General features: G+C 34.7%; 29 protein-coding genes. 12 read left to right on the top strand and 17 right to left on the bottom strand.

The window, feature by feature from the left end; all coding sequences use genetic code 11:
- Nucleotides 1–46: 46 nt before the first annotated feature.
- Entirely contained in the window at nt 47–466 is a 420-nt protein-coding gene (locus ACTIEI_RS07035) for an Hsp20/alpha crystallin family protein (protein ID WP_439505585.1), read from the bottom strand.
- Nucleotides 467–672: 206 nt separating this feature from the next.
- On the opposite strand from ACTIEI_RS07035, the gene ACTIEI_RS07030 reads away from it, so the two are divergent.
- The 8 genes from ACTIEI_RS07030 to ACTIEI_RS06995 all read left to right on the top strand — a co-directional run bounded on the left by ACTIEI_RS07030 (nt 673) and on the right by ACTIEI_RS06995 (nt 8,641).
- Nucleotides 673–1,089: a BrxA/BrxB family bacilliredoxin gene (locus ACTIEI_RS07030; RefSeq protein ID WP_439505584.1), complete on the top strand. Its 417-nt coding sequence runs from the start codon at nt 673–675 to the stop codon at nt 1,087–1,089.
- Nucleotides 1,090–1,200: 111 nt separating this feature from the next.
- Complete coding sequence (locus ACTIEI_RS07025; RefSeq protein ID WP_439505583.1) at nt 1,201–2,346, top strand: prolipoprotein diacylglyceryl transferase; 1,146 nt, start codon at nt 1,201–1,203, stop codon at nt 2,344–2,346.
- Nucleotides 2,347–2,495: 149 nt separating this feature from the next.
- On the top strand, nt 2,496–4,952 hold the full coding sequence (locus tag ACTIEI_RS07020) for a TonB-dependent receptor domain-containing protein (protein ID WP_439505582.1): 2,457 nt from the start codon (nt 2,496–2,498) through the stop codon (nt 4,950–4,952).
- 76 nt (nt 4,953–5,028) lie between these two features.
- The gene (locus tag ACTIEI_RS07015; protein ID WP_439505581.1) at nt 5,029–5,520 is read left to right on the top strand and encodes a YajQ family cyclic di-GMP-binding protein; all 492 of its coding nucleotides are present in this window, start codon (nt 5,029–5,031) and stop codon (nt 5,518–5,520) included.
- A 108-nt stretch (nt 5,521–5,628) separates the two neighbouring features.
- Nucleotides 5,629–5,880, top strand: coding sequence for a type B 50S ribosomal protein L31 (locus ACTIEI_RS07010; protein WP_439505580.1), 252 nt, complete (start codon nt 5,629–5,631; stop codon nt 5,878–5,880).
- Between the two features lie 91 nt (nt 5,881–5,971).
- Nucleotides 5,972–6,703: a bacillithiol biosynthesis deacetylase BshB1 gene (gene bshB1, locus ACTIEI_RS07005; protein ID WP_439505579.1), complete on the top strand. Its 732-nt coding sequence runs from the start codon at nt 5,972–5,974 to the stop codon at nt 6,701–6,703.
- A 1-nt stretch (nt 6,704) separates the two neighbouring features.
- Nucleotides 6,705–7,580, top strand: a complete 876-nt coding sequence (locus ACTIEI_RS07000; RefSeq protein WP_439505578.1) for a carbon-nitrogen hydrolase — start codon at nt 6,705–6,707, stop codon at nt 7,578–7,580.
- 5 nt (nt 7,581–7,585) lie between these two features.
- On the top strand, nt 7,586–8,641 hold the full coding sequence (locus tag ACTIEI_RS06995) for an agmatine deiminase family protein (RefSeq protein WP_439505577.1): 1,056 nt from the start codon (nt 7,586–7,588) through the stop codon (nt 8,639–8,641).
- Here the strand turns inward: ACTIEI_RS06995 and ACTIEI_RS06990 are convergent.
- From ACTIEI_RS06990 to ACTIEI_RS06930, 13 genes are all read right to left on the bottom strand, one after another.
- Entirely contained in the window at nt 8,586–9,212 is a 627-nt protein-coding gene (locus tag ACTIEI_RS06990; RefSeq protein ID WP_439505576.1) for a methyltransferase domain-containing protein, read from the bottom strand. The genes ACTIEI_RS06995 and ACTIEI_RS06990 overlap by 56 nt on opposite strands.
- Nucleotides 9,212–9,643 (bottom strand): SsrA-binding protein, encoded by a 432-nt coding sequence (gene smpB / locus ACTIEI_RS06985; RefSeq protein WP_439505575.1) that lies wholly within the window; start codon nt 9,641–9,643, stop codon nt 9,212–9,214. Before smpB ends, ACTIEI_RS06990 begins: the two co-directional genes overlap by 1 nt.
- Complete coding sequence (gene accD / locus ACTIEI_RS06980) at nt 9,643–10,569, bottom strand: acetyl-CoA carboxylase, carboxyltransferase subunit beta (RefSeq protein WP_439505574.1); 927 nt, start codon at nt 10,567–10,569, stop codon at nt 9,643–9,645. Before accD ends, smpB begins: the two co-directional genes overlap by 1 nt.
- Before the next feature lie 35 nt (nt 10,570–10,604).
- Complete coding sequence (locus ACTIEI_RS06975) at nt 10,605–11,978, bottom strand: HAD-IB family phosphatase (RefSeq protein WP_439505573.1); 1,374 nt, start codon at nt 11,976–11,978, stop codon at nt 10,605–10,607.
- A gap of 145 nt (nt 11,979–12,123) precedes the next feature.
- On the bottom strand, nt 12,124–13,191 hold the full coding sequence (fbaA, locus tag ACTIEI_RS06970; RefSeq protein ID WP_439505572.1) for a class II fructose-bisphosphate aldolase: 1,068 nt from the start codon (nt 13,189–13,191) through the stop codon (nt 12,124–12,126).
- A 38-nt stretch (nt 13,192–13,229) separates the two neighbouring features.
- Nucleotides 13,230–14,003: an ABC transporter substrate-binding protein gene (locus ACTIEI_RS06965; protein WP_439505571.1), complete on the bottom strand. Its 774-nt coding sequence runs from the start codon at nt 14,001–14,003 to the stop codon at nt 13,230–13,232.
- Nucleotides 14,004–14,142: 139 nt separating this feature from the next.
- Complete coding sequence (locus ACTIEI_RS06960; protein ID WP_439505570.1) at nt 14,143–15,303, bottom strand: threonine synthase; 1,161 nt, start codon at nt 15,301–15,303, stop codon at nt 14,143–14,145.
- 58 nt (nt 15,304–15,361) lie between these two features.
- Nucleotides 15,362–16,261 (bottom strand): LysR substrate-binding domain-containing protein, encoded by a 900-nt coding sequence (locus tag ACTIEI_RS06955; RefSeq protein WP_439505569.1) that lies wholly within the window; start codon nt 16,259–16,261, stop codon nt 15,362–15,364.
- 6 nt (nt 16,262–16,267) lie between these two features.
- Nucleotides 16,268–17,623, bottom strand: coding sequence for a pyridoxal-phosphate dependent enzyme (locus ACTIEI_RS06950; protein ID WP_439505568.1), 1,356 nt, complete (start codon nt 17,621–17,623; stop codon nt 16,268–16,270).
- Between the two features lie 39 nt (nt 17,624–17,662).
- Nucleotides 17,663–18,232: a 1-acyl-sn-glycerol-3-phosphate acyltransferase gene (locus ACTIEI_RS06945; protein ID WP_439505567.1), complete on the bottom strand. Its 570-nt coding sequence runs from the start codon at nt 18,230–18,232 to the stop codon at nt 17,663–17,665.
- 18 nt (nt 18,233–18,250) lie between these two features.
- Entirely contained in the window at nt 18,251–19,198 is a 948-nt protein-coding gene (plsX, locus tag ACTIEI_RS06940) for a phosphate acyltransferase PlsX (protein WP_439505566.1), read from the bottom strand.
- A 35-nt stretch (nt 19,199–19,233) separates the two neighbouring features.
- A complete protein-coding gene (gene rpmF / locus ACTIEI_RS06935) occupies nt 19,234–19,428 on the bottom strand; it encodes a 50S ribosomal protein L32 (RefSeq protein ID WP_026751917.1) in 195 nt (64 codons plus the stop codon).
- 27 nt (nt 19,429–19,455) lie between these two features.
- Nucleotides 19,456–20,001, bottom strand: a complete 546-nt coding sequence (locus ACTIEI_RS06930; protein ID WP_439505565.1) for a YceD family protein — start codon at nt 19,999–20,001, stop codon at nt 19,456–19,458.
- Nucleotides 20,002–20,119: 118 nt separating this feature from the next.
- On the opposite strand from ACTIEI_RS06930, the gene ACTIEI_RS06925 reads away from it, so the two are divergent.
- Nucleotides 20,120–21,235, top strand: a complete 1,116-nt coding sequence (locus ACTIEI_RS06925) for a DUF3810 domain-containing protein (protein WP_439505564.1) — start codon at nt 20,120–20,122, stop codon at nt 21,233–21,235.
- Nucleotides 21,225–21,698 carry a TspO/MBR family protein gene (locus ACTIEI_RS06920; RefSeq protein ID WP_439505563.1) on the top strand — a complete coding sequence of 158 codons (474 nt, stop codon included), beginning with the start codon at nt 21,225–21,227 and terminating at the stop codon, nt 21,696–21,698. Before ACTIEI_RS06925 ends, ACTIEI_RS06920 begins: the two co-directional genes overlap by 11 nt.
- Here ACTIEI_RS06920 and dcd read toward each other — a convergent pair.
- Nucleotides 21,695–22,231 carry a dCTP deaminase gene (dcd, locus tag ACTIEI_RS06915; RefSeq protein ID WP_439505562.1) on the bottom strand — a complete coding sequence of 179 codons (537 nt, stop codon included), beginning with the start codon at nt 22,229–22,231 and terminating at the stop codon, nt 21,695–21,697. The genes ACTIEI_RS06920 and dcd overlap by 4 nt on opposite strands.
- A 68-nt stretch (nt 22,232–22,299) precedes the next feature.
- Here dcd and ACTIEI_RS06910 point away from each other — a divergent pair, with 68 nt between their 5' ends.
- Nucleotides 22,300–22,935, top strand: coding sequence for a 4'-phosphopantetheinyl transferase family protein (locus ACTIEI_RS06910; protein WP_439505561.1), 636 nt, complete (start codon nt 22,300–22,302; stop codon nt 22,933–22,935).
- Nucleotide 22,936: 1 nt separating this feature from the next.
- Here ACTIEI_RS06910 and ACTIEI_RS06905 read toward each other — a convergent pair whose 3' ends face one another.
- Nucleotides 22,937–24,034 (bottom strand): hypothetical protein, encoded by a 1,098-nt coding sequence (locus ACTIEI_RS06905; protein WP_439505560.1) that lies wholly within the window; start codon nt 24,032–24,034, stop codon nt 22,937–22,939.
- On the bottom strand, nt 24,027–25,226 hold the full coding sequence (locus tag ACTIEI_RS06900; RefSeq protein WP_439505559.1) for a DUF2130 domain-containing protein: 1,200 nt from the start codon (nt 25,224–25,226) through the stop codon (nt 24,027–24,029). Before ACTIEI_RS06900 ends, ACTIEI_RS06905 begins: the two co-directional genes overlap by 8 nt.
- A gap of 90 nt (nt 25,227–25,316) precedes the next feature.
- Between ACTIEI_RS06900 and ACTIEI_RS06895 the strand changes: the two genes are divergently transcribed.
- Complete coding sequence (locus tag ACTIEI_RS06895) at nt 25,317–26,657, top strand: dihydroorotase (protein ID WP_439505558.1); 1,341 nt, start codon at nt 25,317–25,319, stop codon at nt 26,655–26,657.
- Nucleotides 26,658–26,664 lie beyond the last annotated feature (7 nt).

The following is a 26,664-nucleotide window of genomic DNA, read 5'->3' as shown; positions in this document are numbered from 1 at the left end:
TAGAGCAACCTCCTTTTGAATGAATACATCTCAACTAATCATTTGATTAGCTTATGCTAATCTGTTTAGGTGCATTTTTAATTTCTTCCTTCTTCGGAAGTAATAATTTTAGTACACCGTTCTCATATCTCGCTTGAATAGCGTCTGCGTTTATTGCGTCATCAATGGAGAAACTTCTTTTAAAACTTTTATAAGTAAATTCTTTTCTAATAGTTTTATAAGTTTTCTCTTCAACTGTTTCTTTCTTTTCATAAGAAATAGTCAATAATCCTTTGTCTACATTAATGTTGAAATCTTCTTTGTTTCTACCAGGAGCATTCAATTCTAAATGATAAGCATCAGATGTTTCATGAATGTTTACAGCTGCAGTAGGGTAGCCACTTGGGAGATTAGTTCCAAAATTGCTAGGGAAAGCGTTGAATAATTCATCAAATACGCTAGTGTTGTTGTGTTTCAAGATTGACATGTTATTTAGTTTTTAATTTTTAATAATTTCTAAATGAACATCAAATCATATTCCACCCACTTAAAATTCATTTTTTGGCATCTGGATGGCGTATTATAATGCCATTATGGCAAAATATTTTTAAAAAATAGCCATTATGGCATTTTTTTAAGTCTAGATTGGATAATCGCATTCATTGTTATAACTTTGCAATCTAAATTATCATTATGTATCCAGCAGAAATTGTGCTGCCAATGAAGGCAGAATTAACAGATGAAGGGTTTGGAGAGTTTCTTACTGCTGCTGAAGTAGACAATACACTCAAGCAAGAAGGAACCACATTAGTAGTTATTAATTCGGTTTGTGGATGTGCTGCAGGTGCTTGCAGACCAGGTGTTTTGATGGCTGTTCAAAATGCAGGAAAAAGACCAGATCGATTAATGACCAGCTTCGCGGGTTTTGATGTTGAAGCTGTAAATAAAATTCGTGAACATTTATTACCACATCCTCCATCTTCTCCAGCGATTGCTTTGTTTAAAGATGGTGAATTGGTAACAATGGTTGAAAGACACCAAATTGAAGGTAGACCAGCTCAAGCTATTGCGCAACATTTAATTGCTGCTTTTAATGAGCATTGTAATTAATTTTGTAACTTGTTTTTAGATGGGTTAGTAAGTATGGGCCTCACTTTTGTGAGGCCTTGCTTTTTTTGACATTTTCTGAGTAACATTGTACTCCATTATCATAACTTTTTTATGTATCCTAATTTATACTACGCATTTAAAGATCTATTTGGTATTGAAATCAACGGACTTAAGTTGGTGAACAGTTTTGGATTCTTTGTTGCGCTTTCATTTATTTTATCTGCCTGGATATTGACTTTAGAATTAAGAAGAAAACAGGGTTTGGGATTATTTGTGCATACCGAAGAAAAAATTAAAATTGGAGAACCAGCAAGTATCAGTGAATTACTTACAAATGGTTTATTGGGTTTTATTTTTGGATATAAGATAATTGGAGCATTTACAATTAAAAATGCCTTAGAAGATCCACAATCTTTCATACTATCAAGCGAAGGGAATTTATTAACTGGTATGCTTACCGCATTGGTTTTTGGTATACTTAAGTGGTGGGAAAAGAAAAAGGTACAATTAGAAAAACCCGAAGAGAGAATTATTAGAATTTGGCCACAAGACAGGGTAGGCGATATTGTAATTTATGCAGCATTATTCGGTTTTTTGGGAGCTAAAATATTTCATAACCTAGAAAATTGGAATGAGTTTGCGGCTGATCCCATTGGTTCGTTAATTGCTTTTAGTGGGCTTACTTTTTATGGAGGTTTAATTTGTGCTGGCGCTGCTATTATTTGGTATGCCAAAAAGAATAAAATAAGTTTAATTCCAATGCTAGATGCATTTGCACCTACGATGATGTTTGCCTATGCATTCGGAAGAATTGGTTGTCAAATTAGTGGGGATGGAGATTGGGGTATTGCTAATCCAACCCCTAATCCATATTCTTGGTTACCCGACTTTATGTGGTCGTATACCTATCCAAACAATGTTTTAGGGGAAGGTGCACCCATTACTAGATGTGTTGGGCCGTATTGTAATCAGTTAGCAATTCCAGTTTATCCTACTCCTTTATATGAATTATTGATCTGTTTTGTACTCTTTGGCTTACTTTGGTTTTTAAGAAATAAGATTAAAGTGCCAGGTCAGTTATTTAGCATCTATTTAGTACTGAATGGATTAGAGCGGTTTTTTATTGAAAAAATAAGAGTTAACACCGAATACAATATTTTATTTAGTCCCACTCAGGCAGAGCTTATTTCAGCTGCATTAATCATTATGGGAATCGCTAGCTTCCTATACTTTAAAAGACTCAGGCCCACTATTTAAGTTTGATTTCATTTCCGTTAGTCATTCTATCAAAACCATTTAGCATGAAATAATACCGCCCATGCTAAAACAATGTACTATGTAAAGCACAGTAGTTAGTTTTGTTTTGTAATAATCAAAACCAAGAACTAAATAATAAACTAGTGCAAATGAAAAATTTATTTAAAAAAGCCCTTCTGTTCAGCTTTACTAGCTTGAGTGTAGGTCTAAATGCTCAACAAAATGACCAGATTATTAGTGGAAAAATCTTTTCTGGTCAACAACCGCTGGAATCTGTAATGGTTAGTTTGCTTAATGCTAAAGACTCTTCTAAGGTTAAAACTGCCATAACTGATAAAACGGGTACTTACACCATATTGCATTCAGCTACGGGTAAATATCTGTTAATGGCAAATATGGTTGGTTTTGAAAAAGCCTATTTAGGACCTTTTGAGTGGAACGGTTCAAAGAAAGATAAGTTACCCAATTGGCAATTAATTCCTTTTTCAAAAGGATTGGCTGATGTTACTGTTAGCTCAAAGAAACCAATGATAGAGCAGAAGGCAGATAGAACCATCGTAAATGTGGATGCTTCTCCAACCAATGGTGGAGCAAATGCAATGGAAATTTTAGAAAAGTCACCAGGAATATCAGTAGATAAAGATGGAAATATCAGCTTAAAGGGCAAGGAAGGGGTAGTAGTATATATGGATGGCAGACCTACGTATTTATCAGGACCTGATTTGGTTAATTTATTAAAAAATACACAAGGAGCACAATTGGATCAGATTGAAATTATGACCAATCCTCCTGCTCGTTATGATGCTGCAGGAAATGCCGGTGTAATTAATATTAAAACAAAAAAATCTAAGGTAGTAGGATTTAATGGTTCTGTAACAGCGGGTTATGGTCAAGGGGTATATAGTAGAAATAACCAAACTGTTCAGTTAAACTATCGCAAAAACAAATTAAATGTATTTGGAAATATCGGTAGGAACGAGCGTACCGGTTTTCAAAATATTGCCATCGATAGACGATTTATTGATGGTGGATCTAAGCAAATTGTTTCTTTTTTTGAACAAATAACAGATAGGTTAACCTATAATCACTCTTATAATGCTAAACTAGGGTTTGACTTTTATGCTACAAATAAGACGACGCTTGGCTTGGTTTTTAACGGATTCAATAACAAAGGCAATGGAAATTCAATAGGAGATATTAATATTTTTAATTCTCAACATAATTTGGTTAATAAAACAATTGCTTACAACGGCAATATAGATTCTTGGAAAAACTCAAGTATCAATTTTAACTTGAGACATATACTAGATTCAACTGGTCGTGAAATAACTTTTGATGCAGACTATTTAACTTATGATGGCAATACTAATCTATTTTTAAATAATGCGTATCAAAATAATCAAGGTCAAACAGTGGCTAAAACCGATAGTTTGTTGGGTAAGCTTCCTCAAATGATTGATATCTATACGGCAAAAGTTGATTACGTACATCCATTAAAGAATAAAGCTAAGTTTGAAGCTGGTTTAAAATCCAGTTTCGTAACCACCGATGCGAATGCCATATATGATACTTTATTTAACGGCGTCATGATGCGTGATTATAATAGAAGTAATCATTTTGTTTACAGAGAAAATATCAATGCGGCTTATATAAATTATAGCAAACCATTGAATGCAAAGTTAAATATGCAATTGGGATTAAGAGCAGAACAAACTATTGCAAAAGGTGATCAAAAAACAACCAATGAGCAATTTAAAAGAAATTACATTCAACTCTTTCCAACTGCTTATATTCAATACGCAGCAAATGATGCCAATAGCTTCGTATTAAATTATGGTAAGAGAATCAGAAGACCTGATTATCAAAGTCTTAATCCATTTGTTGAGTTTTTAGATAGGTATACTTACGAACAAGGCAATCCATATTTAAGACCTCAGTTTAGCCATAATATTGAATTCAGTCATACCTATAAAGGGTTTTTAACTACTACTTTAAATTATACTAAAACAACTGATATCATTCAACAAGTATTAATGCAAGATGATGCCAAGAATGAAACTTTTATTAAGCAAGAGAATATTGCTACACAACAACAGGTTGGATTGTCCATCAATGCATTTAATCAATATACCAAATGGTGGAGCGGGAATATTTATTTGAATGTGGCGAATAATCAATTAACTGGTCCTATTAATAACGAACCAGTAAGTATTTCAGCAAATACATTTATGGCCAATATTAGCCAACAATTCAAATTTAATAAAGGCTACAGTGCCGAACTAAGCGGATTTTACAGATCTGAAGGGCTTGAAGGCATTTTTAGAATTAAAGGGTTTGGCGTAGTAAACATCGGTGTAAGTAAACAAATTATGAAAAACAAAGGCACTATTCGCTTAAACGTAAGAGACATTTTTTGGTCACAACGCATTAAAGGGGAAAGCAGATACGGAACAGTGGATGCCAACTTCAGACAGTTTAATGATAATAGAATTGCAAATATCAGTTTTACATACAGATTTAGTAAAGGCAAAGCAGCTGCAGGACCAAGAAAACGCGGAGGTGCAGACGATGAACAAAGCAGAGTAGGGGTAGATGGTGGCAAATAAGTTTTTCTCTCATGTAGTATATACGGCCTTGGTTTCTACCAGGGCCTTTTTTTTGTACCTTCGTAAAAAAATAATTATGCCATCTTTTGATATTGCCAGCGCTGTAGATATCCAGGTATTAGACAATGCCATCAATACAGTTAAAAAAGAAGTAGCAACTCGTTACGATTTCAGGGATACCGATGTTAAAGTAGACTTGAACAAAAAAGATTATAATATTTCATTAGAAGTGAATACCGAAATGCAAATGAAGCAGCTAATTGATATATTGATTAGTAGATCTATGAAGCAGGGTATTGATGGCAACGCTTTTGACTTTTCAAAAGACGCTTACCCAAGTGGTAAAACCATCAAAAAAGAAGTATCCGTTAAAAATGGATTACGCCAAGAAGATGCTAAGAAAATTGTTAAAATGATTAAAGACAGTGGCACGAAAGTTCAGCCAGCAATCATGGATGACATTATTAGAGTTACCGGTAAAAAAATTGATGACCTGCAAGAAGTGATTGCAAAATGCAAGTCTAGTGATTTTGGTGTGCCCCTGCAATTTGTTAATATGAAAAGTTAAAATGAATTATTAGCCTCTTTTTTGGTTAAAAACGATATTTTCTGTACATTTGCACTCCAAATTTTAAATAATCGTACGGCCAAATCCGTACCACCTAAACCAAATAGTATGAAAAAAGGTATCCACCCAGAAAGTTACCGTTTTGTTGTCTTCAAAGACATGAGTAACGGCACTTCTTTCTTGAGTAAATCTACAGCAGCTACCAAAGAAACCATCGTTCACGAAGATGGTAATGAATATCCAGTAATTAAATTGGAGATTTCAAATACTTCTCACCCTTTTTACACTGGTAAGAATGTATTGGTTGATACTGCAGGTAGAATTGACAAGTTCAAAAAGCGTTACGCAAAGAAAGACTAGTTTTTTCTTTTAGATAGTTAAATCCTGCTCCATTAATGGTGCAGGATTTTTTATGCAATATCATTGATTACCTTTATCATAATTTATTTGTATGCAACTAGATATACTAGCTTTTGGGGTTCATCCGGATGACGTAGAATTGAGTTGTTCTGGTACTATTCTTTCCTCTATTAATCAAGGGAAAAAAGTGGGTATCATTGATTTAACTAGAGGGGAGTTAGGTACACGAGGATCTGCCGAAATCAGAGATGTAGAAGCAGCAAATGCAGCAAAAATATTGGGAGTTCACCATCGCGAAAATTTACATATGGCAGATGGTTTTTTTGAACATTCACAAGAAAACCTGCTTAAAATCATCAAAGTAATTAGATCATTCAAGCCTAGCATAATTTTAGCAAATGCAATCGAAGATCGTCATCCAGATCATGGAAGAAGTGCAAAACTAGTGGCAGATGCGGCTTTTTTAGCCGGGTTACGAAAGATTGAAACGGTAGATGAAAAAGGTAATCAACAAGAAGCGTTTAGACCAACCAATGTTTTTCATTATATACAAGATAGAGTGTTGATTCCACATTTTGTAGTTGATATTACTCCATATTATGAAACCAAAATGGAATCAATTCGAGCATACACCACTCAGTTTTATAATACCGATTTAAACGAACCCAATACCTATATTTCTTCTCCGCAGTTTTTAGAAACGGTTAAGGGTAGAGATATGATGATGGGAAAAAGAATAGGGGTTATGTATGCGGAAGGTTATTTAACAGAAAAAACCATTGGCGTAAATAATTTAGACCATTTAATACAGATAACTACTTAATATGGCAACAGTAAAAATTGGTATGGTGCAAATGTCGTGCACCGGAATACAAGAAGATAATTTAGCAAAAGCTATTCAAGGGATTAAGGACGCCGCTGCAAAAGGAGCGCAAATTGTTTGCTTACAAGAACTATTTACTTCGCTCTACTTTTGTGATGTGGAAGATTATGAGAATTTTAAATTAGCAGAAGCTATTCCAGGTGACACCACGGATAAGTTAGGAAAATTAGCAGCTGAATTAAATGTAGTTATTATTGCTTCATTATTTGAAAAGCGTACACAGGGCTTATATCATAATACCACGGCAGTAATTGATGCGGATGGTAGCTATTTAGGTAAGTATCGGAAAATGCATATTCCAGATGACCCTGCTTATTATGAGAAATTTTATTTTACTCCAGGTGATCTAGGCTATAAAGTATTCAAAACCAAATTTGCTACTTTAGGGGTGTTAATCTGTTGGGATCAATGGTATCCAGAAGCAGCTAGAATTACTGCTTTAATGGGAGCAGAGATATTATTTTATCCAACAGCAATAGGTTGGGCTACTTCTCAGGATGAATCAACCAATAATGAACAATACAATGCTTGGCAAACTATACAAAGAAGCCATGCAGTAGCAAATGGAGTTCATGTAGTTAGTGTTAATAGGGTTGGCTTAGAACAAAATGGTGCAATGAAATTTTGGGGTGGATCATTTGTGTCGAATCCATTTGGAAGCCTTATCTATAAAGCTTCTCATGAAGATGAAGAAACAATTGTGGTTGACTTAGATTTAACTAAAACGGATCAATATAGAACTCATTGGCCTTTTTTAAGAGATAGAAGAATCGATTCATACCAACCTATTACCAAAAGATTTATTGACGAAGATTAAATTTTATGATGATTTCTCTAGACCAAGTCCCCGCCATATTAGGATATGAATTCCCTGCTGAATTTGCCAAACATGAAGCTACCTGGTTAAGTTGGCCTCATAAAGAAGCAAGTTGGCCAGGTAAAATTGAAAGTATTTATCCAAACTATTGTTTGTTTGTGAAATACTTAGCTATGAGCGAGAAAGTACGAATTAATGTTGCCAACAAAGCCATGGAAAACTTTGCAAAGCAGCATTTAATCAATGCTGGAGTGAATTTGTCTGCTGTTGAATTTTTTTATCATCCTACTAATGATGCATGGTGTAGAGATCATGGTCCAGCTTTTTTAATAAATCAATATGCTGAACATAAAAAGGTTGTAGTTGATTGGAACTACAATGCATGGGGTAATAAGTATCCTCCATTCGATTTGGACGATGTTATTCCTTCTAAAATTGGGAAGCACTTTAATCTTCCTGTATATCATCCAGGTATTGTAATGGAAGGAGGCTCAGTAGAATTTAACGGGGCTGGTACTTTACTAACTTCTACTTGTTGTTTATTAAATCCTAATCGAAATCCTCATTTGTCTTTAGAAGAAATTGAGTCTTATTTAGAAAACTATTATGGAGTTAAACAAATTCTTTGGGTTTCTGAGGGCATTGTAGGAGATGATACAGATGGACATATTGATGATACGGTTCGATTCGTAAATGAAGACACTGTAATCACTGTGATTGAAGAAAATAAATCGGATGAAAATTATGATTTACTTCAAACCAATTTACAAGAATTGAAAAGAATGCGTTTGCTTTCTGGTAAACAATTAAATATTGTTGAGTTGCCAATGCCTGATGCGGTTATTTACGAAGACCAGCGTTTGCCCGCTTCTTATGCTAATTTTTATATCAGTAACCAGCACGTCATTGTACCTACATTTAATTGTGATAAAGATGATAAGGCTTTAGGTATTATTCAATCTTGTTTTAACGATAGGGAAGTGGTAGGAATTGATTCCACTGATATTATTTGGGGATTGGGCAGCTTTCATTGTTTAAGTCAGCAGGAGCCAGCGGTGTAGCAATAAAGAACAATTCGGTATTTGCTCTAGGTGCAATAGAATTATGACAGGGTGTAAACGTTTGAAAATTAAAGTGAGATTCAAATAGTTTAAGGTAGCTTTCTTTGTCTCCGCCAAATGGTGGACCTGCCTCGAATGTTCTATTAAATAATGGACCAACCAATTTTCCATTGGGCTTTAATAAACTAGCCATATGCTTTACATAATTGCTCCTTAAGACTGGATCAATTGCGCAAAAAAAAGTTTGTTCTAAGACTAAATCATATTCTCCATTCCAATTAAAAAAGTTGGTCTCAATAAAACGAATGTTTTTTTGATCAGGGTATTGCTGTTGTAGTTGTTGAATGACTATGGGGGCAATATCAATCACTGTTATATTCGTAAATCCCTGCTCCATTAAATAAACAGCTTCATAACTATTTCCTGCACCTGGAATCAGAATAGCGATATCCTTATTTTCTAATTGATCAATATAATTTTTCAAGGGAGGAGAAACCACACCTAAATCCCATTGGGAAGCATTGTTTATATAACGTTCGTTCCAATAGTCCGCAGATAAAAATTTTGTCATTATCCTAAAAAGCGTTTCATTTCTTTATCTAAATCTCTGTTCTTGATAGTCTCTCTTTTGTCGTGTAATTTTTTACCCCTAGCTAATCCTATTTCAACTTTTACATAGCCTTTGTCTGAAAAAAATACTTTTAAAGGAATAATGGTATATCCTTTGTCTTTTAACTTTAGCTGTAGTTTTTTTAGTTCTCTCTTATTCAATAAGAGTTTGCGATCATGAACGGCTATATGGTTGTTTACGGTTCCGTGAGAATACTCGGCAATATATAATCCCCTAACCCATAACTCACCATTGTCAAACATACAGAAAGCATCATTAAAGCTTAGTTTACCATCTCTAATAGACTTTACTTCAGTGCCGAGCAATACAATACCCGCCACAAATTTGTCTTCGATGTGGTAATTGAAATAAGCTTGTCTGTTGTTCATCATTAGCTTCTGAATAATTGCACCAGTTGAGCTAGTTTGTCTTTCAGGTTCTTTCTGTCAACAATAAAATCTAAAAAACCATGCTCTAATAAAAATTCACTACGTTGGAAGCCCTCTGGAAGGTCTTTCTTAATTGTTTCTTTAATTACCCTTGGCCCTGCAAATCCAATTAAAGCACCAGGTTCAGCTATATTTAAATCACCTAACATACCAAAGCTGGCAGAAATCCCACCAAAAGTTGGGTCAGTTAGCATGGAGATATAAGGCAGTTTTGCATCACTTAATTGAGAAAGCTTACCACTAGTTTTAGCCAATTGCATTAAACTAAAAGCGCTTTCCATCATACGGGCACCACCGCTTTTACTAATGACTAAGTAGGGTAGTTTATGCTCAATACAATAATCCACAGCTCTACTAAATTTCTCACCCATTACACTACCTAGCGAGCCACCAATAAACTCAAAATCCATACATGCAATAACCAATGCTTCTCCGTTGGCTTTTCCAACCGCCACACGCATGGAGTCTTTTAAATTTGTTTTTGCATGTATATCATCTAGTCTTTTTTGGTATGGCTTAAGATCTGTAAAACCTAAGAAGTCTTTGCTTTTAATTTCATCATATAGGATGGTATAATCCTTATTGTCGAAAATAATATCAAAATACTCTTCACTACCTATACGGTGATGGTGGTTACATTTTAAGCAAACAAAAAGATTCTCTTTTAATTCGTTGGTTGTACAGATATAACTGCACTCCGGGCATTTATTCCAGAGCCCTTCAGGCGTCTCCTTTTTATCTGCTGTAGAAGTCTGGATATTTCTACTTTTACGAGTAAACCATCTTGACTTTGCAGGCTCTACTAGTTGTGTAGACTCGTCACTACCTGTTAAATTCTTTTCTATGTCTTCTTCACGCTCTTTTTTCATATCGTACAATCAAATTGGGGCGGAAAGATAATCAATTATGCAATAATTGGCCCCAAATATGCAAAATCTGGTTCTTTTATTGAAAAATCAGCCACTGTATCTACTAAGTAGTTGGTGCTGCAAAACGATATGCCAATTCCAGCATTCCTAATACAACAAATATCATTTTCACCATCGCCAACATAAAGGGTATTTTTAATATCAATTTGGTACTTTTCACACAAGACTTCTAAGCTATTTAGTTTACATAATTCGTGTTTGCAATTACTTTTTGAATGATTAATAAAAAAAGAAGGTATTCTAACTTCTCCTGTGGCAATACTTCTTGAAAATTCCAACTCGTTGGCAATGGAAAAGTCGAATTCATATTTATTTTTTAAATGATTGGTAATACAATCATAACTATCGCTAATAATACCAACGATATAACCATTTTCTTTTAATTGTTGAATAATAAGCGATAGGTTGGGGGTTATTTTTATCTGGTCTACAATCTGAATTAATTCGTCTAGTCGCTTACCTTTTAATAGTTGAGCTATCATTTTAGTACGAACGAAAGGATTATTGTTATTGGTAACTATTTCAACCAAGTTTTCTTTAAAATCGCATTGAATTGCAGCTTGTTGAATAAAGCTTCCCCTTAATATTGTATTGTCCATATCAAAAATGGCCATTTTTTTAAGTGTAAGTAGACTATCTCGAATGGCAAATTCCATTTGCTCTCTAACTACTTGAATATTTTCAAATATTTCTAAGTTTTGATTGATTACTCCTGCAGATTTTTGGATAATTGTCTTTGCAACTTCTCTAGACATTTTTCCTAACTGTTCAAGTTGTTGCAATCGATTTTCAATTTTTCCAATATTCACCTCTTTAATTCTTGCACCTAAATGGTACATATCTATCAATAATCCTATATCAACACCATATCCTTCTTCAAATTTACATTGAACAAAAAATGATTTTTTCCCAGCAATCATTCCACTAAGTGGTTGTTTAAAAGAAGGAAAGTCAGGGTTGAGTAAAGCTAGTAATGGCTTAGCAACTAGTTCAGTAACTCTACCAGCTTGCCTTTCAAAAAAAGATTTAGTAAAATCAGCCGTATCATTTAAAATTGGTACAGTTAATAATTCAATCACATTAGATTGATAAGTTGTAATATCTGCATCTAAAAAAACAATGCATTCATTTTGCGCTACTAGAATGCCGTCTAACATAGAAGCGCCTTTACCGAGTTTTGTACTTGTTATAATTTTAGCCCCTGCATTTTTTGCATTTATTACAGTATCATCCATTGATTTATCATCCACCACAATTACTTCTGTAACATTGTTGGCATTTAGTGCCAATAGAACAACTTCTTTTACCGTAGACGCTTCGTTTAAAGCGGGTATAATTACACTTATCATGATGGAATTTCAATTTGATTAAAAAAAGCTTAAAATTAATTGCAATCATCATGCCACAGAAATCTTTAGTTGTAGTATATTATAAATAAAAACTCCAAATAGTGATTGTAACTATATGGAGTTGAATAAGTTAAATATAAACCAATTATGCGTTTCTATTAATACAATTTAGGTCTTCAAAAGCAACTTCTAATCTTTTAGAGAAGCTTTCTTCAGCTTTTCTTAACCACACCCTAGGATCATAAAACTTCTTATTAGGCTTATCTGCCCCTTCAGGGTTGCCCAATTGGCCTTGTAAATAAGCTTCGTTCTTTTTGTAAAAGTCTTTTACCCCTTCCCAGAAGGCCCATTGTAAATCGGTATCGATATTCATCTTAATGGCACCGTATCCAATTGCTTCTCTAATTTGGTGTTGAGGAGATCCACTGCCACCATGGAATACAAAATAAACTGGTTTAGGACCTGTCTTCAATTCTGCTTGAATATAATCCTGGCTATTCTTTAAAATTTCTGGTCTTAATTCAACATTCCCTGGCTTATAAACACCGTGAACATTTCCAAAAGCGGCAGCAACAGTAAACATATTACCTACTTTACTCAACTCTGAATAAGAATAAGCAACATGCTGTGGTTGAGTATATAATTTATCATTTTCAACATCACTATTGTCAACTCCATCTTCTTCACCACCAGTTACACCTAATTCAATTTCAATGCTCATTCCTAAGGGCGCCATACGCTTATAAAATTCAACAGAAGTAGCTATGTTTTCTTCTAGTGGTTCTTCAGAAAGGTCTAGCATATGAGAGCTGTATAAAGGACGACCTTTTTCTTTGAAAAACTGTTCACCAGCATCAATCAAACCACTTACCCATGGCAACCATTTTTTTGCAGCATGGTCCGTATGTAAAACAACAGGAACGCCATAGTATTTTGCAACATTGTGAATATGCAATGCACCAGAAACTCCACCAGAAATATTCCCTTGGAGGGCTTCATTGGGCATCCCTTTACCTGCCACAAACTGTGCACCTCCATTCGAGAACTGAATGATTACCGGAGAATTCACTTTAGCGGCGGTTTCTAAAGTCGCGTTAATGGTATTGGTACCAATAGTATTAACTGCAGGGAGCGCAAACTGATTGTCTTTGGCATCTTTGTACAATGCTTCTAATTCGTCTCCAAATAAAACGCCTGAGCTGTATTTTTTCATATGGCTAAGATACAAAAAACGTATCAAAAAGCCATGGCTTAAGAAAGATGGGAAGTAACGGTTTTATTCAACGCATAAAAATATTTTGCTGCATGCACTAGGCGACTACCATACCAACTAAACATCTCTCCATCCACCAATAAAATCAGCTTATTGGGAAACTGTTTTTGCAATTCATCAATATGTTTTTGTTTAAAAGGAAATGGCTCGCTTGATAAAAAAATAATATCACCATTTAATTGGCCGATTTGCGATAATGAAATTATTGGGTACCTAAGTTGGTTTTCAAAAACATTTTTAAATCCTGCTAATGATAGCATATGATTAATATATGTGTCGCCACCAATCGTCATATAAGGGTCTTGCCAAATAAGGTAAGTACAAGAGATTGATTGAAGCTGCTGTACGTTCAAAAGGGAGCTTAAATCATTAAAACTGCTTTGGATACTTTGGATCAGCTCTTTTGCTATTGTTTGTTTATGTGTAAGTTCTCCAATTTCTTGTATCATCTTTAAGGCATCCGCAAAATTCACTACTTCGGTTACATGTACTTTAGTGAATGCCTCCAAAGCTTCTACTTGTTCTTTTACATTTTCTTCTTTATTTGCAATTACTAGCGTAGGGACTAATGCTTTGATTTGTTCTATATGGATATTTTTGGTGCCACCAATCCTTGTTTTAGTTTTATACCATTCAGATGGATGTACACAAAATTTAGTAATACCAACTACTTGATCATTTAAGCCTAAACTAAACAGAAGCTCAGTAATACTTGGTACCAAAGAAACAATTCTTAATTGATTACTGCGCATGTAGTCATTTTTTATTTGCGTGTAAAATTAATCTGTTAATTTGAGGGTATAAGTATACAACTTTTGTTATAATCTTAAATTACCATGAAAGGAATCTTGTAAAAACTTTGGCAAACAATTTACTTTTCTCATTTTTATTTTAACGATACTTATACCAGGAACCTGTGTTCACTAGTAAAATTTTATCGGATGATTTGGCCCACCCTGAATCCAATAATTTTCTAGCAGCAATATAGGTGGCCGCACCTTCAGGACTTAATAACACTCCTTCCATTTTAGCGATTGCTTCAATGCCCATTTCCATTTCTTCTTCGGTTACAGTTAATGCATTACCATTGCTTTCTTTTAATACGGCTAACATCATAGCGGTTGCAAAAGGGTATGGAACAGCTAACCCTAAAGCGGCAGAAGGTTTTGGAGAATAGTTGATGGGTAGTTGTCCTTCATTAAACAAATGAACCATTGGGCTGCACTCTATTGATTGCACTAATACCATTTTGGGTAATATCCCTTTAATCGCCCCCATTGAAATCAATTCTTTAAATGCTTTCCAGATGCCTATTAAACCTGTTCCGCCGCCAGCAGGATAAATAATAATATCTGGAAGTATCCAATTGAACTGCTCCGCAATTTCATAACCCAATGTTTTCTTTCCTTCTAATCGATAGGGTTCTTTCATGGTAGACATATCAAAAGCACCTGTTGAAGCAGCTATTTCTCTTGCTTTTTTTCCGCATGTGTCAATTAGTCCATCCATCTGAATTAGATTGGCTCCATATAATCTGCATTCTTCTTTTAATGTATCAGCAGTATGCTTAGGCATAACAACTGTTGCTTCAATACCTGCTTTGGCACAGTAAGCACTCATTGCACCACCCGCATTACCTGCTGTTGGAATAACCATTCGTTTAATTCCCAATTCTTTCGCTTTAGAAACGCCCATGCTTAATCCCCTTGCCTTAAATGAACCAGTTGGATTTACGGCTTCATCTTTTAAATAAAGCGCATTTAAACTCAAATGATTCGATAATTTATTCAGATGGCTAATAGGAGTGAAGCCTTCATTTAAGGATACGATATTGCTTGAATCTAAAACTGGCAATGCAAAATGATATCTCCACATAGAAAAATCATTTGTGTTGATTCCATTGATTGTTTGATTACTCAAATCATATGCTGCAGATAATGGAACATTGCAGCAAGTAGAAAAAGTTTGAATTACTTGATGATCAAAAAATGCCTTGCATTTGCTGCAAATAAGATGGGTAATTAATGACCCGTTAATCAGCTGGTTTTTCATAGGGCAAATTTACCCAGCACTTAATAACATCAAATGATTATATAGTTATAGTCAATAACTACAAGTTATAGATTGACTTGGCCATTTTTATAAAACCTTTATTTAATTCACTGGTTTCTCCTTTTCTTTCGATAAAAAAGAATTGTCTTTGTAAAGCCAGCCCTTCAATAGTAATTTCTTTTAAATCTCCCGCTTTTAACTCTTTTGCTATTGATATTCTTGGAAGAAACCCCAATGAGTCAGATTCTAACAAAAAATTTTTAAGTGCTTCAGTTCCGCCTAATCTTACTTTTACATTCAATTGAGCAAAATTGATTTTATGTTTAGTAAGTGCTCTTTTTAATACTGCCAATGTTCCACTACCTACTTCTCTTAAAGCAATTGGTAAATGAATCAATTCTTGAATGGAATAATTTTTTTTCTTTAACAGTTTACTTTTGCTGCTACAAACCGCTACCACTTTATCGGTGATAAATGGAGTGTACTGAATTTGATTGACTTTGCTGTTTTCTTCTATAATACCTAAGTTGATTTGTTTGGCTAACAGAGCTTCTTTTACGGAAGCAGAATTTCTATTCAATACGCTAATATCAATTTGTTGATATTGCTGATGAAAAGCGGATAACACTTTCGGTAAAATATATAAAGCAACTGTAGTGCTTGCACCTAGCTTTAAATTTCCCTTTGCTTGAATAGCATCATGTAGAACTGAAATATCAAACTCCGTTTTATGTTCAATTTCTTTTACTGTTTGCAGTCTATCATATAACAACCTGCCAGCAGCAGTTAATTCAATTTGCATTCCTTTTCTCTCAAACAATTTAGTTTGATATTGCTCCTCTAACAATTGAATATGCTTGCTAATTGCAGGTTGAGAAATAAACAATAATTGACTGGCTTTTGAAAAACTCAGTTCTTCTGCAACATTCATGAAAACCACGTGTCGCATTGATATCATGGTAAACTATTTTGCAAGACTTTGTATTACATCGTACTTGGTAACAATATGATAGTCACCTTTTTCGTCTTTCGCTAAAACGGCTCCAATTTCTTTATTGATTAAACTACCTAATCGTTCTACTGGTGTGTCAAAATCTACAACAGGATAAGCTGGTTCAATTACGCTGTTTACCATAGCGTTCTTGATTTCTGGATTGCTGAAAACTTTTTGAAATAATCCATTTTCACTTACTGAACCAATTGGGTGCCCATCCTGCATTACCGGTATATGTTCAATATCATATTTCTTCATCAACTCAACGGTTTCAGCTACCGTATTATCTGGAGATATAGAAACCAATCTTTTAGCATGTCTGCCATTTACAATGTCTTTGAAGGTTTTAACGTCTAAGAAACCTCTTTCCATCATCCATTGGTCATTGTAAATTTTACCTACATACCTACTACCATGATCATGAAAAATGCAAACAACTACTGCGTCACTGGGTAGTTTATCCTTGAGTTGTATTAAACCTTGTAAGCAGGAACCAGCGCTATATCCACAAAATAAGCCTTCCTCTTTGGCAATTCTTCTTGCCATTACCGCACCATCTTTATCAGTCACTTGTTCAAAATGATCAATCACACTCATATCATAGTTCTCAGGTAGAAAATCTTCCCCAAATCCTTCACTGATATAGGGGTGAACAAATTTCATATCTATCTCACCCGTCTTATAGTAATTGGTCAACAATGAACCATAAACATCAATCGCCCAAATTTGAATATTTGGATTTTTTTCTTTTAAATACATAGCAGTTCCAGTAATGGTTCCACCTGTACCTGCTGTACAAACTAAGTGAGTAATTTTTCCTTCTGTCTGCTCCCAAATTTCAGGCCCTGTGCTTTCATAATGTGCTTGACGATTGGCCAAATTGTCGTACTGATTCATGTACATTGAATTGGGGATTTCTTTTCCCAATCGCTTTGCTACACTATAATAACTGCGTGGATCTTCGGGCAATACATTGGTAGGGCAAACAATTACTTCTGCACCAACCGCTTTTAAAATATCTGCTTTCTCTTTCGATTGTTTATCGGTAGTTACAAAAATACATTTGTATCCTTTTACACAAGCTGCTAATGCCAATCCCATTCCAGTATTACCACTAGTTCCTTCTATAATTGTACCACCAGGTTTCAATTTGCCCTCTTGTTCAGCTACTTCTACCATTTTCAAAGCCATTCTATCTTTAATAGAATTACCTGGATTAAAATAATCCACTTTAGCTAAAATGGTTCCTGGAATACCTTTAGATACTTTGTTTAACTGTATAATAGGAGTGTTCCCAATTGTTTCTAAGACATTTTTCTTCCACATAAAAACGAACGCTTGTTTGTACAAAGGTATTGTTTTGACCTAATAGTTGGTATCAACAGAAAATAAGTGTGGATGTTTCGGCGTAATGGTAGAATAAAATTCCATTATTTCCTTCATGGTAGCTGGATATGTAGTAGGAATAACCGTTTTACCTATACCTGCAATTTTTTTCCTATAATCTACATAGCCTAATAATATGGGAACATTGGCATTGATGGCTACATGAAAAAATCCGGTCTTCCATTCGGTACGTTTGCTCCTCGTGCCTTCTGGTGTGATTACAATAATGAGCTCTTGTCTATCATCAAACAATTGTGTCATTGCTTCTACAAAACTAGGTCTGTTGCCGTCTTTCCTAGGTGTTCTATCAATAGCAATTCCTCCTAGTGGCTTCATGATTAAACTAAATGGAAATTGCATCCATTCTTTCTTGACTGTAAAGCGAATTTTTAATCCATATACGCCAAAGGACAATATCATGTACCAAAAATCCCAATTGCTAGTGTGAGGTGCTGCAATAACAATGCATTTATGGATATCCTTAGGTAAATTAGTATCTAATTTCCAGCCGCTCAATTTCAAAAGAAACATACAAATTTTGCGGTACATGGTTAATATTTTGGAGTCTTAAGATGCTTGAAAAGAATCAGCCATCTTAGTGCAAATATTGCTAGCAATCATTTTTTCTGATAATGCAATCATATTGGAGAATGCTTTTGCAGAACTGATGCCATGCCCAATGATAACAGGCTTAGCTACTCCAAGAACAGGAGTGCCCCCATAATTCTCATAATGAAAGCGATTTAAATATTCATCATTCCCAAGACCTCTTTGTTTTGCTAAGTCATAAAAAGACTCTGCCATTTTTAGTATTATATTCCCTGTGAATCCATCACAAACCATTACATCGGCTTTCTCATTAAAGAAATCTCTTCCTTCAATATTGCCTATGAATTTAATTTGATGATTATCCTTCAAAAGAGGGTAGGTGGCTTGAGCTAAAATATTGCCTTTGCCTTCTTCTTCTCCCACATTCACCAATCCTACAGAGGGTGTTGCAATTCCAAGTACATGTTCTGCATATAAACTACCTAGTATTGCAAATTGATTGAGTAGTTCTGGCTTACAGTCGGCATTTAATCCTACATCTAATAAAACACCAGTGGATCCATTCAACTTAGGGATTACAGTAGCTATAGTAGGTCTACTTACTCCTTCAATTGCCTTTATACTGAACATTGCGCCAACTAACATTGCTCCTGTATTTCCTGCACTAATGAATGCATCAATTTTGCCAGTTGCTAATAAGTGAAAACCAATGGCAATTGATGACTTTTGTTTCTCTTTTAATGCTTTAGTGGGGTGTTCATGATACCCTATCGTTTCGGGAGCATGTATTATATGCAAATTAGGCGATGAAATTTCATACTCCTTAATTAAAGGTTGTAATGAATTTTCATCACCTATGCAATATAAATTTACTGCTACATTATTATTAGACAGGTACAGGAGTACTCCTTTCACCGCTTCTAACGGTGCAAAATCACCTCCCATCATGTCTATTCCTATATTCATTGCAGTAAGCTAAGGGTATAACTGATCTGTAAAGGCTACGCTTTCAATGGTGCTTTTTCAGCAACTAACTTTCCTTTATAGAACAATTTTCCTTCGCTAACATGTGCACGATGGCGTACATGAATTTCTCCGGTAGTTGAATCTTTGCTCAATGTAACTTCTTGTGCTACATAGTGCGTTCTTCTTTTTGCACTTCTCTGCTGTGAATGTCTGCGTTTTGGATTTGGCATTGCTCAAAATTTATGGTAACAAAATTTTTATTCTAAATCTTTAAACTTTTCTAATCCCTTCCATACGGTTGGGGTACTATCTTTTGTTGCTTCTTCTTCCATCTTCCTCAGTTTCTCTAACACTTCTTTGTTGCACTTTGGTCCACCTATTTCTTCAGGGGAACAAGTTTTTTGCAAAGGTATACTCAAGTTGACAAATTCATAAATCCAATTAGCTACCTGTAGATGACTCTCGTTTCTACTGATATAATATACATCTGGATCTTCTTCCTGCTCATTTAGGGTGTCGGGTTCATCCACCATTTTAACAATAATGTTGAACTCGTCCCACAACTGAAGTGGAAGCGTATTTCCGCAACGGTCACACCCCGCCTGTATGCTACCGTCAATATCAAATTTCAATTGCATGAAACCTGATTTTTTGTCTAGTAGCAACTTCACAGTAGCTTCACAATTACTGAAATCTTGCTCGCCAAATGGAATAAAGAACTTATCATCCACCTTGTATTCGTATACATGAACACCCGGCTTCAAACCCACAAATGCGATCTCATATTCGCGCCGATGATTCATATCCACGTTTTTAAGGGTTTGCAAAGGTAGAAAAAACAGCCCAATTTGCCAAAGTAAACTAAAAATAAGGTCTATAAATGGAAGCTCCATCCTAACTTTAGTCTCGAATTGAGCAAATATGCAGCTAATTATAGATGAAAAAAAGATAAAAAATACTTTTTTACTGCTGCTAGGAGGTGTTTTAACCTATTTAGTCGGAGAATCGGATTCTTTTGTGGATAACTGGTATGCTGGAAAATTTTATCCACTTTGGTCTAATTGCTTAAAAAGTATATCCAATTTATTGCCATTTAGCATTGGGGACTTATTTTATTCGGTTCTTATTTTATATTTTACTTTCCATTTTATTAAGTGGGTTCTCAAATTATTATATTCCCATAGTCGATTGGCTTTTCTGGGTTCAGGGCTGCTTAACATGTTACAATTGTCCCTATTGACCTACATATTATTCCAAATATTTTGGGGATTCAATTACAAAAAAGGAGGGATTGCATTACAGCTAGGCTTAAATCCTACCAGTTATACCCAAAAAGAAATTACCAGTTTGACAAATCAGTTAATTGATTCTGCCAATTTTTATCGAAAAAAAATAGGGTCAGGAACATTACCCAGTTTCTCTAAAGCTCAATTAATTGAAACCGCTCAAAAAGCATACAATCAAGCTGCTTTAGATTATCCATTTTTAGCTACTAATATTCAATCAATTAAATTTAGTTTATTCGAACCAATTGCTGATTATGTTGGCTTCTCCGGCTATTACAATCCATTTACTGGTGAAGCACATTTGAGAAAGGATTTGCCTGGAGTGTTAAATCCTGCAATTATTTGTCATGAAGTTGGGCATCAATTAGGATATGCTAGTGAAAGCGAAGCCGGTTTCGTAGGATTTTTAGCTGCTAAATCCAGCACTAATATTTATCTGCAATATTCAATGTATTTAGATTTATTGAGTTATTCGTTAAATGAACAGTATCTTTTATATGCAAAAGAAGATTATGTTTCTTTTGAGGAAGTAGTTAAAAACAATCGAAACAGAATGGATTCATTAGTTAAAAAGGATCGGAAAGATATTCGTGATTTTTTTACTGCACGTCGTAATATGATTAGCCCAATTAGTAATAGTTTGTACGATCAATTTTTAAAAATGAATCAACAATTGGCAGGAATTGATAGTTACAATGAAGTAATTGCCTGGCTGATCAGTTATCAAAAAAAGTATAAAAATGAAAATTAATAATACGTTTAAATTAATCATCTCCCTAATTACAATAGTTGGACTTGGCTCGCTAGGCGGTATTTTTACTATCGCAGAAATTCCCACCTGGTATGCTGGATTAAATAAGCCATCATTTAATCCACCCAATTGGATTTTTGGACCAATGTGGACTACCTTGTATATATTAATGGGAGTCAGCTTCTATCTAATCTGGAAGTTGCCTGAAAGTTCAATCCGAACTCAAGCCATCCGATTATTCGTTATTCAATTTATTTTGAATTTTTGTTGGTCTATTATTTTCTTCTCCATGCACCAAATTGGTTGGGCATTTATAGAAATCATTGTTATGTGGATATTTATTTTACTCACTATTATGCAATTCAGAAAACTTTCTATGACCGCTGCGGTTTTATTAGTCCCTTACTTATTGTGGGTAAGTTTTGCGAGTTTGCTTAATGGAAGTATTTGGCGATTGAATTAAAATTTATTCTTCCACATCATACTCTCGATTGGTTTATTGGGCTGGCCACTATATTTTGCATTACCCTTTTGATTGTACTTAACGCCAATTTCACCATCCACGGGGAAATAAATTAATTGTCCAATAGGCATTCCCCTGTAAACCCGAACTGGCTGTTTACAAGAGATTTCTAAGGTCCAGTTGCCGCAGAAACCAACATCGCCCTTTCCTGCTGTAGCGTGGATATCAATACCCAATCTTCCTGTAGATGATTTCCCCTCCAAAAATGGAACATGTGCATGCGTTTCGGTATATTCTTCCGTTACGCCTAAATAAAATCCACTTGGTTGAAGTACATACCCTTCTTCTGGTATTTCAAAATAAGTGATGGTATTGTGTTTTTTTGCATCTAATACTTCATCCGTATAAGTAGCTAACCATTTACCAAGATGTACATCGTAGCTATTGCTTCCTAGATCGGCTCTATCGTAAGGTTCAATCTTAATAGTTCCTTTTTCGATTTCTTCTAAAATGCGTAGATCACTTAAAATCATTCCCTTTATATTTTACCAATGAGTTGCAAAAAAATACTAATTATGCAAAATAGTTTAAATTCCATTTTGTGCCCATTTATTTTAAAAAAATAATTAATGATTTTACTCGATTAGCCGTTTGGAAGATTGAGGAAACCGAGTCCTTTTTTGCTCAAAAAGTAACAGTACAACAGCAGGTAACCCATCCCCAAAAGCGATTGCAGCATTTGGCGGGGAGGTTTTTATTGCCATTTTTGTATCCTGATTTTCCGATTGAGTTAATTCAAATAGCCAATACCCGTAAGCCTTTTTTGCTTGATGAAGCCTATCATTTTTCCATTTCACATTGTGGAGATTATGCAGCAGCTATTGTTAGTTCCACTCAACGAGTTGGAATTGATGTTGAATTGGTTACCCACAGAGTGAATAAAATAAGGCAAAAATTTTTGCATGCGGATGAATTGATTGATTGGAATATTGAAGAATTGGAAGAACAAGAAAAATATCGCACACTCACTTTATTGTGGAGCGCAAAAGAAGCCATGTTTAAATGGTGGGGAAGGGGAGATATAGACTTTAGTGAATGTATGTTGGTGAAAGCTACTAGTTTAGGGGCAACAGGTATTTTATATGCAAATTTTAAAAAAGATGATTTTTATGCTGCTTTGGAATTGCATTACACGTTAACCAACGAATTGAGCCTAGTTTGGGTATCTAATAACTAATTTAATCGTATTTGCCTGTTTTCGGCATTTTCTTTAAATATTTTAAAAGTGAACATTTTAAATGTGTTTTTAACAATTGTCCCATTGTTCGTGCTTTTAAATATTGGGGATTATTAAAATGAACAAATAAAGCTTCTCTTAATTCAGCTATTTTATTATCAGTAGAAATTGGGTCATCTTCCATAATGTCTAGTAGTTCTTTCACTCTATACCGAGAAGACACCAATCTAAAAGTCATCATTGTTTTTTCCTCAGCTTGGTATTGTTCAATTGATCGTTTGTCTAAATGTGTTAACACCATATTTACCAATGCCTGATTGTCTTTAAAAAATTGGGGCAGGTATAAATTTTTACGTCCTTCATAAGATTGTTGATCAAAATCAATCGCCCTAATTCGATACTGAAAGTCTTCAATGTCAGGAATAATATTAACTACAAAATTGTAAGAACGCATATCTCCCAATAGCTGTACAAAACATCGTTCGTTAAATTTGACAAACTCTTTGGCCAACCTTATTTTATTAGTATTGCTTGCCTCAACATAATCACGAATAAACAAGTCACCTGGGATACCAGGAATATGTTCTTCAATAAGCGTGTCTTTACTTGTAAAATAAGTAATGCGATTAGGCGAAAGAATATGCTCCAATTCTAATCCGTAAATTCTACTGGCATCAGCTCTCTTGATATAATAATGATCGTAGTTGTCGTTGAATTTGTTCACTATTCGAATACGAAATGGCTGGCTATTTCCAAAAAAGCAATAGTCAATTCTGGCAACATCTAAGTGGTTAGCAAAACTTAAATCACCCTCTGTTTTTAATATTGCATACACTTTTACCAAGCTTTCCCTTAAAAAATCCCATTCCCGCATATCATAAGAAACTTGTTCCCATGCGGTATCTTTCCCATTCTTATCTTTTAAAGGAATGGTGTAAGTAAATCTTTGTAAATCTTCATAGCTAAAGGGGAGTAAGACCTCTCTACCATAGCGTTTTAAATATTGACGTAAGTCTTCCTTAATAGGGAACATGGGTTTCCTTCTAGAAGGAATATTGGCTTTCCCTTCCGGGTTGATATGGTCAAAGAAGTTAATCAATTAATAAGGTATCATTATCTTCTAATAAGTTTAAATTAACTGCATCAGCTCCAGCAATTCCTTCTACTGAACCTTGAATATGTGCTGCATTTAATAAAACTTTTTCGAGCTGTTTTTCACGGGCTTTCCAAAGTCTTTCCATAGTATCTCTTTCTTTTTGAATACTTTGGCGCATGCTCATAAATCCTTCTCGAATGGCTTTCCATTGTTCGCTAAACTCTGTACCTGTTAAATAATCGTAAAGCATCACCATTTTATCGCCCTTGTTTTCTTGACTTTTTCGTGCATCAGCAATTTTTAACAAAGCATTTCTTAATAATAAAGCCACACTTCTTACCTCATTAAATGTACAGATATACACCCCATCTTTTTCCCCAAATCTTTCCATGTCTTTTGGGAAAGTTTGCGTAACAATCACCGCTACATCAGCCCCATGACTGCGCATATCTTTTTTTAGTTTTTCAATCCATTCATTAGAAAAGTCTTTGGTTCGTTTACTTTCATAAATGATTTTACCAGATTCATTGCCAAATTGATTTCGAACAATTTGAATACAATCAGCCCCTCTTACCCCTTTACCGACTTCTTCAATTTTATCAAAGGGAAAAGTGGATTGGAGCATTTCCTCTAACATAAGCTCTTGCACTTCACCCTGTAATTGCATACTTCCTTGCTCAGATTTTCTGCGCATTTCTTCTACCAATTTTTTTTGATCTTCTATTTGCTTTTCTAGTTCCTTGGTTCTTAATTGGTATTCTTGCTCTTTTAAATTTATTTTCTCGGATTCTTCTTTCTGTAATTGTTCTTTTAATTTAGCGCGTTCTTCCAATAACTGACGTTGAATTGTCAATTGCATTTCCGCTTCCTTTGTTTTTAAAGCTTGTTCTTTTTGCAAGAATTCCAATTCTTTTCTTCTAGACTCCTTTAATTTTTCCGCGTTATCTGTAACTTCTTGTTGCAACAATTTAAGCTGATTCTCATAATCAGCAGCCAAAGATTTTCTAACTGCTTCCTGCATTTCAGTTTGCATCTTCTTTTTCTCTGTTTCAAGTAATTCAGCAGTTTCTATCTCTTTTTTCTTTTGCCACTCTTTCATTTTACCACGTAGCTCTTTCTCAATTTCATCTCGCATCGTATCGCCGGGTTCAAATTGGTGGCTACAATTCGGGCAGGTTATAATAAAACTAGACATATATCAATTTTCAGCTGTGAAGGTATTAAAATTGATTGGAGACATGGAAATATGTTCAAGAATGTTGATTTTTGTTATTAATTCTAATTTATGAGTGTGAAATATTTAATCAAAAATGTGGCTATTGTTAATGAAGGAGAGATTCAAATTAGAGATGTTTTATTTTATGATGATTATATACAAAAAATCGGACTCATTCAAACCCAGGATGATTTTCTTGTAATAAATGGAACGGGTAAATATCTATTGCCTGGCGTAATTGATGCACAGGTTCACTTCAGGGAGCCTGGTCTGAGTAACAAAGGAGATATTTTTTCAGAATCTAGGGCAGCTGCAGCAGGAGGGGTTACTTCATTTATTGACATGCCCAATACAGTACCAAATGTACTGTCGAATGAACTGCTGAAGCAGAAATATGATATTGCAGCAAGAAATTCAGCTATTAATTATGGCTTTGCAATGGGAATTAGTGCGAGTAATATGGATGAGCTACTTGCAAGTGATACAACGCAGTACTTAATGATAACAGATGATGGACTATATTTTTCAGGGAAAGGAAATATACTAGCTGACAATAATGATTTAATGGAACATATTTTTTCAAGATCTAACTGTTTGATTGCCATTCATGCTGAAAAAGAAGCCATTATTGAAGCCAATGAAATAAAATACAAGAAAGAGTTTGGAGAAAATATTCCTGCAAGAATGCATCCCATCATTCGAAGTGAAGCTGCATGTTATGCAGCAACCAAAGATGCCATCGATATTGCGAATAAGTACAATGCACGATTACATATATTGCACTTATCAACAGCAGCAGAAACGCATTTATTCCGCAACGATTTACCCTTAGCAGAAAAGAATATTACCTGTGAAGTATCTGTTCATCATCTTTGGTTTTCAGACGCAGATTACGAAAAGTTAGGAATGCGCATCAAATGGAACCCTGCCATCAAGTCAATGAAAGATAAAAATGGTCTTATGAAGGCATTGTTAGAGGATAAGATTGATATGATTACCACCGATCATGCACCTCATTTACTCGAAGAGAAAGATGTCCCTTATTTTCAATCAAAATCTGGTGCTCCAATGGTACAACATACACTTAGTTGTATGTTGTCATTTTATCAAGAAGGGCTAATTTCATTGGAAAAATTAGTTGAGAAAATGTGCCACAATCCTGCACTTATTTACAACATTGCAAAAAGAGGATTCATCAAAGAAGGATATTATGCAGATTTAGTGCTTGTAGATTTTGATGAAAGCTGGGTAGTAAGCAAAAATAATATTCTGTACAAATGTGGTTGGTCTCCTTTAGAAGGAACTCAGTTTAATTCTATCATCCGGAAAACTTTTGTAAATGGTCACCTGGTTTATGATAATGGAATTGTTATTGATCATATTTGTGGAAAAGCATTGTCTAATACATAAGTAAGTG

Source organism: Sediminibacterium sp., from assembly GCF_051860225.1.
Taxonomy (GTDB): Bacteria; Bacteroidota; Bacteroidia; order Chitinophagales; family Chitinophagaceae; genus Sediminibacterium.
Note: the sequence above shows the minus strand (reverse complement) of the source record. Positions and strands in the feature narration are given on the sequence as shown.

Bases quoted from the DNA above. Each gene is read 5' to 3' on its own strand.
- ACTIEI_RS07035 (WP_439505585.1), bottom strand. From the start codon at position 466: ATGTCAATCTTGAAACACAACAACACTAGCGTATTTGATGAATTATTC.
- ACTIEI_RS07030 (WP_439505584.1), top strand. From the start codon at position 673: ATGTATCCAGCAGAAATTGTGCTGCCAATGAAGGCAGAATTAACAGAT.
- ACTIEI_RS07025 (WP_439505583.1), top strand. From the start codon at position 1,201: ATGTATCCTAATTTATACTACGCATTTAAAGATCTATTTGGTATTGAA.
- ACTIEI_RS07020 (WP_439505582.1), top strand. From the start codon at position 2,496: ATGAAAAATTTATTTAAAAAAGCCCTTCTGTTCAGCTTTACTAGCTTG.
- ACTIEI_RS07015 (WP_439505581.1), top strand. From the start codon at position 5,029: ATGCCATCTTTTGATATTGCCAGCGCTGTAGATATCCAGGTATTAGAC.
- ACTIEI_RS07010 (WP_439505580.1), top strand. From the start codon at position 5,629: ATGAAAAAAGGTATCCACCCAGAAAGTTACCGTTTTGTTGTCTTCAAA.
- bshB1 (WP_439505579.1), top strand. From the start codon at position 5,972: ATGCAACTAGATATACTAGCTTTTGGGGTTCATCCGGATGACGTAGAA.
- ACTIEI_RS07000 (WP_439505578.1), top strand. From the start codon at position 6,705: ATGGCAACAGTAAAAATTGGTATGGTGCAAATGTCGTGCACCGGAATA.
- ACTIEI_RS06995 (WP_439505577.1), top strand. From the start codon at position 7,586: ATGATGATTTCTCTAGACCAAGTCCCCGCCATATTAGGATATGAATTC.
- ACTIEI_RS06990 (WP_439505576.1), bottom strand. From the start codon at position 9,212: ATGACAAAATTTTTATCTGCGGACTATTGGAACGAACGTTATATAAAC.
- smpB (WP_439505575.1), bottom strand. From the start codon at position 9,643: ATGATGAACAACAGACAAGCTTATTTCAATTACCACATCGAAGACAAA.
- accD (WP_439505574.1), bottom strand. From the start codon at position 10,569: ATGAAAAAAGAGCGTGAAGAAGACATAGAAAAGAATTTAACAGGTAGT.
- ACTIEI_RS06975 (WP_439505573.1), bottom strand. From the start codon at position 11,978: ATGATAAGTGTAATTATACCCGCTTTAAACGAAGCGTCTACGGTAAAA.
- fbaA (WP_439505572.1), bottom strand. From the start codon at position 13,191: ATGAAAAAATACAGCTCAGGCGTTTTATTTGGAGACGAATTAGAAGCA.
- ACTIEI_RS06965 (WP_439505571.1), bottom strand. From the start codon at position 14,003: ATGCGCAGTAATCAATTAAGAATTGTTTCTTTGGTACCAAGTATTACT.
- ACTIEI_RS06960 (WP_439505570.1), bottom strand. From the start codon at position 15,303: ATGAAAAACCAGCTGATTAACGGGTCATTAATTACCCATCTTATTTGC.
- ACTIEI_RS06955 (WP_439505569.1), bottom strand. From the start codon at position 16,261: ATGATATCAATGCGACACGTGGTTTTCATGAATGTTGCAGAAGAACTG.
- ACTIEI_RS06950 (WP_439505568.1), bottom strand. From the start codon at position 17,623: ATGTGGAAGAAAAATGTCTTAGAAACAATTGGGAACACTCCTATTATA.
- ACTIEI_RS06945 (WP_439505567.1), bottom strand. From the start codon at position 18,232: ATGTACCGCAAAATTTGTATGTTTCTTTTGAAATTGAGCGGCTGGAAA.
- plsX (WP_439505566.1), bottom strand. From the start codon at position 19,198: ATGAATATAGGAATAGACATGATGGGAGGTGATTTTGCACCGTTAGAA.
- rpmF (WP_026751917.1), bottom strand. From the start codon at position 19,428: ATGCCAAATCCAAAACGCAGACATTCACAGCAGAGAAGTGCAAAAAGA.
- ACTIEI_RS06930 (WP_439505565.1), bottom strand. From the start codon at position 20,001: ATGAATCATCGGCGCGAATATGAGATCGCATTTGTGGGTTTGAAGCCG.
- ACTIEI_RS06925 (WP_439505564.1), top strand. From the start codon at position 20,120: ATGCAGCTAATTATAGATGAAAAAAAGATAAAAAATACTTTTTTACTG.
- ACTIEI_RS06920 (WP_439505563.1), top strand. From the start codon at position 21,225: ATGAAAATTAATAATACGTTTAAATTAATCATCTCCCTAATTACAATA.
- dcd (WP_439505562.1), bottom strand. From the start codon at position 22,231: ATGATTTTAAGTGATCTACGCATTTTAGAAGAAATCGAAAAAGGAACT.
- ACTIEI_RS06900 (WP_439505559.1), bottom strand. From the start codon at position 25,226: ATGTCTAGTTTTATTATAACCTGCCCGAATTGTAGCCACCAATTTGAA.
- ACTIEI_RS06895 (WP_439505558.1), top strand. From the start codon at position 25,317: ATGAGTGTGAAATATTTAATCAAAAATGTGGCTATTGTTAATGAAGGA.